This is a genomic window from Methylobacterium sp. CCH5-D2 (genome assembly GCF_001556475.1).
Taxonomy (GTDB): Bacteria; Pseudomonadota; Alphaproteobacteria; order Rhizobiales; family Beijerinckiaceae; genus Methylobacterium; species Methylobacterium hispanicum.
The window spans coordinates 1-2685 of the sequence record NZ_LSIX01001049.1; the positions used below are offsets into that span (position 1 = coordinate 1).

Genomic DNA, 2685 nt, shown 5'->3' on the forward strand with positions numbered 1-2685 from the left:
GGGCGCGAACAGCCTGAGCGCGGGGGACGGGTTCACCCTGCAGGGGGGCAACCTGGACTTCAACGCCAGCAGCGGGCCCGCGAGCCTGAGCCTCGGCAAGGGCGCCAACCTCAACGGCGGCGACATCTACATGGGCGCCAACGGCGTCGCCAACAGCGTGAGCGTCGGCGACGGGGGCAAGCTCAGCTACATCGCGATGAACGGGGGCGGGGCCGGGGCCGCCCAGAGCCTGACGCTGGGGGAGAAGGTCACGACCGACTACCTGATCGCGATGAACGGCTCGGGCACGGCCGCGGACGCGATGGAGCTGGCGCTGACGATCGGCGCCGGCTCGGTGATCGGCGGGGCAATCTCCGCCGACGGCTCGAACGCCGCGAAGACGGTGACGCTGGGCAGCGGCGTGACCGTCAACGGCGGCCTGAGCCTGCAGGGGGCGAACAACACGACAGCGGTGCGGATCGGCGACGGGCTGACGCTGAAGGGCGGCTTCGCGGGGGCGAATTCCGGCAGCGAGACGGTCGAGATCGGCCGCGACTGGCAGATCGACGGCACGGTGAACCTCGGCGGAGGCAACGACCGGCTGAAGATCGGCACCACCACCCGCGACACCTCCGGCACCATCAACGGCGGCGCCGGAACCGACAGCCTCGAGATCGTCGTGACCGGCGCGCAGAAGACGGCCTTCGACGCCGCCGCGAAGGCCGCGGGCTGGTCGCCGCTCGCGGACGGCGGCTGGAACACCCTGGGCAAGGCGCTGACGTGGCAGGGGGTGAACTACACCGGTTTCGAGACGGCCAGAGCGACGGTCGAGCCCGCCGGGGTCCTGGCGGCCGATCCGGGCGACGGGCATATCGGAAGCGTGGCGAGCGTCGCCGCGGTCAAGAGCGGGATCGTCGGGCAGCCCACGGCCGCGGGCACGCTGTTCGTCGGGACGGAGAAGGACGACTTCATCGTCGGCACCGACGGCGCCGACGTGATGCGGGGCGGTGCCGGCGACGACCGCTTCGTCGGCGGCAAGGGCGACGACGCCATCGAGGGGGGTGCCGGCCGGGACGTGGCCGAGTTCGCCGGCAAGGCGTCGGACTACACCTTCCTCAAGGACGCGGACGGGACGCTCCACGTCACGAGCGCCGCCGAGGGCCGCGACGTCCTGCACGATGTCGAGGCCGTGTACTTCCACGGCTCCGGGGAGACGGTGACGGTGGATCACCTCTCGGGCTGACCGTCGCCCCGGCCCCGGGGACGGGACACCGCCCGGAGCCGCTCCCGATCGCGTTGCGATCCGGAGCGGCTCTCGGCCGCTGCTGCGACGCGCTCTCTTTCGCCGAACCGGCATCCGCTCCGGCGCAGAGCGCTCTCGTTCGGACTATCGAGACCGGACGTCGCCCCGCCGGACGCGCTGGTTCAGGGACGACCCGAGGGAGGCCTCGGCGGTCGGGGCGCCGACGATCTCGCCCAGAAGGCCCGCGGTGAGCGCCAGCCGGGCGATCGCCGTGAACCGGGCGTTGCCGGCCTCCAGCTCCTCCAGCGTCGCCAGGACGAGGCGGCGGCGGGTCAGCAGCACGTCGTCGATCGGCAGCAGGCCGATCTCGTACTGATCGACCTTGGCGGCGTAGGCCGCCCGGAGGGCTGCCGCCTTGCGGCGCGCGAACGTCCCCCGCTCGCCGGCCGACTGGAACTCGACCCAGTCGATCCGGAGCTGCGTGACGGCCCGGCGGTCCTCGGCCATCGCCCGGTGCATGGCCGCGTCGGCGAGTTCGCCCGCCTCGCGGATGTCGGCCAGCGTGGTCAGCTCGACCAGCGGGACGTTGAGCTGAAGCCCGACGGTGAGACCCGCGGGCGAGCTGACGCTGCGGTAGTTCTGGACGGCCCTGTAATCGGCCCTCAGGTCGAGCCGCGGCAGGTAGCGCCCGGCGGCCGCCTTGCGCGCCTCGGCCGCGGCCTCGTAGCGGTGCCAGCCGGCCTGGACCCCGGAATTGCGCGCCCGGGTGAGCGCGGCGAGACGGTCGAGCCCGTGCCGCGGCACGGCCTCCAGGTCGGGCAGCACGACGCGGCCCGGGGCCGCCTGCCGCAGCTGGGCGGCGAGCACGGTCTGCGACTTCTGGAAGGAGGCCTGCGCGCCGACGAGGCCCCGGGCAACGTCGTTCAGCTCCGCCTCGAGATCGGCAACGTCGCCCTGGCTCGCGTGGCCCGCCGCGACCCGCCCGCGCACCGCCTTCTGCAGGCGGACGAGGTCCCGGAGGTTGTCCTCGAGCACCTTGGACTGGCGCACCGCGAAGTTCAGCTCGACGGCGGCGTTGATGGTCTCGAGCGCCACGCCCTCGGTGACGCGGCGGACATCCGCGGCGGCGGCGCGCGCCGCGCTCTCCGCGCTCCGCTCGGTGAACAGGCGCGTCCCGCCGTCGAGGAGCGGCAGGGCGACCGAGAGGCCGGCGGACTTGCCCGGATCGTGGATCGAGGGCGCCGCGACGGGATCGCTGCCGATCCAGGCCGTGCCCGAGATCGTCGGCGCGAAGGCGGCCCAGGCGCGGCCGACCCGCGTCTCCGCCGCGGCCCGCTCGGCCGCCGAGCTCCGCACGAGGTCGCTCTCGCCGATCGCGATCGCGACGGCGTCCATCAGCTGCGCCGAGCCGAGAGCCGGCCCGCGCGGCAGCGCCGGCTCTCGGCTCGGCGCAGCTGATGGAC

Annotated in this window: 1 protein-coding gene and 1 pseudogene; one reads left to right on the forward strand and one right to left on the reverse strand. The window is 73.9% G+C overall.

Annotated elements, in window-relative coordinates:
- A pseudogene (locus tag AX737_RS34980) lies at nt 1-1222 on the forward strand (hypothetical protein); the annotation flags it as partial.
- Nucleotides 1223-1366: 144 nt separating this feature from the next.
- On the opposite strand, the gene AX737_RS28500 reads toward AX737_RS34980, so the two are convergent.
- On the reverse strand, nt 1367-2685 hold a 1319-nt coding region (locus AX737_RS28500; protein ID WP_210173143.1), incomplete at its 5' end, for a TolC family protein.